Below are 3288 nucleotides of genomic sequence, written 5' to 3'. Positions count from 1 at the left end.
AATTTCCTACCCTGACAGAGTTTCAGGCGGGACCATGGCGCGGCGCACAATTCCGAATAGATTGTTGTTATAACTATTGTTTTTAAATTGCGAAATCCGCGCTCGACGCCAGAGCCGCAGCGAATGCTGCGCCGCGAAGATAGGCAACCATCCGGGGTGGGCGGCTATTCTTCCGACCACGGACGCACGCCGCTCGCGTCAGCGCCGGCCAGCGCCTCGCGCATGGTGACGCCGTCGAGTTCAAGTTCAGGGGCGATTTCGGCGAGCGGCGCCAGAACGAAACCGCGACGGAAAAGCTCCTTATGCGGCAAGGTCAGCTCCGGATCGTCGATCGCGTGGTCGCCAAGGAAAAGAATATCGACGTCGATCAGCCGCGGCCCCCAGCGCCGCGTCGGCGCGCGGCCCATGTCGGCCTCGATCTTCTTGACCGCCGCAAGCAGCTCATAGGGCGCGAGCGCCGTGTCGCCGATGGCGCAGGCGTTGGCGAAATCCCCCTGGTCGAGGTCGCCCCACGGCGGCGTGCGGTAGAGCCGCGAGACCCGATCGAGTCGCGCCAGCTGACGCGCCTCGATCAGCCGCAACGCCTCGCGAATATTGGCCGGCTTGTCGCCGAGATTGCTGCCAAGCCCAAATCCGACCCGCATTGCCTCAACCTCCAGGGCGCGCTCCAGGGCGCGCAGCGAGAATGCGCATCACTTCGAAAGCCGCGCGATGCTCCGCGGCGTCATGCACGCGAAAGACCTGCGCGCCGTCGCGCGCGGCGAGAAGATTGGCGGCCAGCGTGCCGACGAGCCGTCCCTCGAGAACGCCGTCGCCCAGGCCCTTAAAGATCGATTTGCGCGAGACGCCGATGAGCAGCGGAAAACCGAGCGCCAACAGTTCAGGCGTCGCGCGCAGCGCGTCATAGTTCTGCTCGCGGCTCTTGCCAAAGCCGATCCCCGGATCGAGCAGAATATGCCGCTCCGGCACGCCGGCGCGCCGCGCGATTTCGAGCGAGCGGGCGAAGAAGCGCTTCATGTCGGCGACGATGTCGATCTGTGGCTCCGTCGTCTCGCGATTATGCATGATCACCACGGCGGCGCCGGCTTGCGCGATCGTTGGCGCCATCTGGGGATCGCGCTGCAGGCCCCAGACGTCGTTGACGAGACAGACGCCTTCGCCAAGCGCGCGCCGCGCCGTCGCCGCTTTGTAGGTGTCGATCGACACCGGCGCGCCCGCCTGCGCCACCAGCGCGGCGAGTAGAGGCTCAAGCCGCGCCCACTCCTCTTCCGTGGTGAGCGGCGTGTGGCCGGGACGCGTCGACTCGGCGCCAACGTCGACGATATCGGCGCCCTCGCCGACGAGCCTTCGCGCCTGCGCGAGCGCGGCGTCACGCGTCGCAAACAGCCCGCCGTCCGAGAAGGAATCGGGCGTGACGTTGACGATCCCCATGATCACGGGGCGCGTTCCAATCAGCGAAAGAAAACGATCGCGCGCTGTCGCGATCGCCTGGACGTCGAAAACCACGCGCGCGTTCCGTCAGTCGTCGTATTTCACATAGGCGAAGCGCTGGTCGGTCTCGGGCGTGCCTTCGAGCGCGCCGCCGGCCTTGCCCGGACGCCAGGAGACGACCTCTTCGATCTTCTTGGCGAGCTCGAAATCCTTGTCGGTGATTCCCTTCGCCGTATGGGTCATGAGCTTCACCTCGACCCATGCGTAGGAGGCGGCGATATCGGGATGATGCCAGGCGGCCTCGGCGAGATGGCCGACCGTATTGACGACCATCAGCGTGCCCTTCCAGCTATGCGTCTTGAATTTGCGCCTGATCCAGCCGTTCTCGTAGCGCCAGTGCGGCAGTTCGCGCTTCAGCAGCGCGAGGACCTCGTCCTCGGAATACGCGCGCTCTTCCTTCGCCATCTGGAGCTCCCCTCTTGCGCGGCGCGCCAACGCCGCCATGCGCCGCAACATTCTTTCGCTGAGACGCGTTATAGCCTAAACCGACCCGAAGTCTTCAGTTGCACCAAAAGAGGCGGCATGCCGGCAAAGGTAAGCGTCGCGGCGAGCGCCCGGCTGCATCTGGGTTTCCTCGACATGAACGGCGGCCTTGGGCGCAAGTTCGGCGGCGTCGGCCTCGCGCTCGACGCGCCGGCGACAAGGCTGACCCTGACCCGCGCCGATAAAAATTGCGTCGAGGGACCCGAAGCCGAGCGCGCCGCCGCGCTGCTGGAGCGCGCGCAGGAGGCGCTTGGCCTGACGCAGCGCCACCGGCTGACGCTGGAGGAGGCGATTCCCGCCCATGCGGGCTTTGGTTCTGGCACCCAGCTGGCGCTCGCGGTGAGCGCGGCGCTGCGCCGCCTTGAGGACCTGCCGAATGACCCGGCCGCCGACGCGGCGCTGATGGCGCGCGGCGCGCGCTCCGGGCTCGGCGCCGGACTCTTCCAGTTGGGCGGCGTCGTGGTCGACGGGGGACGCGGCCCGCAGACGACGACCCCGCCGGTCGTCGCCCGCGCCGAATTTCCCGACGCGTGGCGCGTGTTGCTGGTCTGCGATCCGGGCGATGTTGGCCTGCATGGCGCGGACGAGCGCGACGCCTTCGCCGAACTGCCGCCCTTCGGCGCCGCGACAAGCGGCGAAGTCTGCCGGCTGGTGCTGATGCAGATCCTGCCGGCGCTGGCGGAGCGCGAACTCGCCCCCTTCGGCGCGGCGGTGACCCGCATTCAGGAGATCGTCGGCGATCATTTCGCCCCGGCGCAGGGCGGGCGCCGGTTCACCAGCGCCAAGGTCGAGGCGACGGTCGCGCGGCTCCTTGCCGACGGCGCCACCGGCGGCGGCCAGACGTCCTGGGGTCCGACCGGCTTCGCCTTCGTCGAGAGCGACGCGGCGGCGCGCCGCCTGCTTGGGCGCCATGGCGCAAAGGCGCGCGAAGAGGGGCTCGACATTTCGATCCACCGGGGCCTCAACCGCGGCGCGAAAATCGACGCGGTCTACGCGCAGATCGCGTAGAGCGCGCGGTTTTTCGAGGGGTGCGAACCTACTCGCGCCGCATTTTTATGGCCTGCTCGCTCCTATGACTGTCGCGCGCCTCGCCATCGCTCTCATCGCCGTCCTCGCCGCTAGCGCCGCTCTCGCGCAGGAGGCGCCGTCGAGCGGCGGCGCATTCATCGGGCGTCTCTTCGACGCGACCGGTTTGCGCACCCCGCCGCCGCCGGCGCAGGATTTCGTGCGCGACTCGCGGTCCGAGCAATTGCAATATCGCGCCTTCGACCCGACGCCGGTCAAAGACCCAAAGCGCAAGTCGGCGGCCGATCT

At 67.8% G+C, this 3288-nt stretch carries 5 protein-coding genes; 2 read left to right on the top strand and 3 right to left on the bottom strand.

Annotation, left to right across the window (positions count from 1 at the left end; all coding sequences use genetic code 11):
• Positions 1 to 164: 164 nt before the first annotated feature.
• The 3 genes from folK to NEI07_RS01555 are packed head-to-tail and all read right to left on the bottom strand — an operon-like array spanning position 165 to position 1896.
• Complete coding sequence (folK, locus tag NEI07_RS01565) at positions 165 to 644, bottom strand: 2-amino-4-hydroxy-6-hydroxymethyldihydropteridine diphosphokinase (protein WP_256032251.1); 480 nt, start codon at positions 642 to 644, stop codon at positions 165 to 167.
• Between the two features lie 4 nt (positions 645 to 648).
• Positions 649 to 1506 (bottom strand): dihydropteroate synthase, encoded by an 858-nt coding sequence (gene folP / locus NEI07_RS01560; protein ID WP_256032249.1) that lies wholly within the window; start codon positions 1504 to 1506, stop codon positions 649 to 651.
• 12 nt (positions 1507 to 1518) lie between these two features.
• A complete protein-coding gene (locus NEI07_RS01555) occupies positions 1519 to 1896 on the bottom strand; it encodes a 4a-hydroxytetrahydrobiopterin dehydratase (RefSeq protein ID WP_256032248.1) in 378 nt (125 codons plus the stop codon).
• 117 nt (positions 1897 to 2013) lie between these two features.
• On the opposite strand from NEI07_RS01555, the gene NEI07_RS01550 reads away from it, so the two are divergent.
• A complete protein-coding gene (locus NEI07_RS01550; protein ID WP_256032245.1) occupies positions 2014 to 2982 on the top strand; it encodes a beta-ribofuranosylaminobenzene 5'-phosphate synthase family protein in 969 nt (322 codons plus the stop codon).
• Between the two features lie 64 nt (positions 2983 to 3046).
• Positions 3047 to 3288, top strand: a 242-nt coding sequence (locus tag NEI07_RS01545; RefSeq protein WP_256032242.1) for a hypothetical protein, incomplete at its 3' end; no start/stop codon positions are given.

Origin of the sequence: Methylocystis suflitae (assembly GCF_024448135.1) — a bacterium.
Lineage (GTDB): Bacteria > Pseudomonadota > Alphaproteobacteria > Rhizobiales > Beijerinckiaceae > Methylocystis > Methylocystis suflitae.
This window is presented reverse-complemented; position numbering and strand designations above follow the sequence as displayed.

What these genes read in the sequence shown, in the direction of transcription:
- folK (WP_256032251.1), bottom strand. Translation starts at nt 644, where the DNA reads ATGCGGGTCGGATTTGGGCTTGGCAGCAATCTCGGCGACAAGCCGGCC.
- NEI07_RS01555 (WP_256032248.1), bottom strand. Translation starts at nt 1,896, where the DNA reads ATGGCGAAGGAAGAGCGCGCGTATTCCGAGGACGAGGTCCTCGCGCTG.
- NEI07_RS01550 (WP_256032245.1), top strand. Translation starts at nt 2,014, where the DNA reads ATGCCGGCAAAGGTAAGCGTCGCGGCGAGCGCCCGGCTGCATCTGGGT.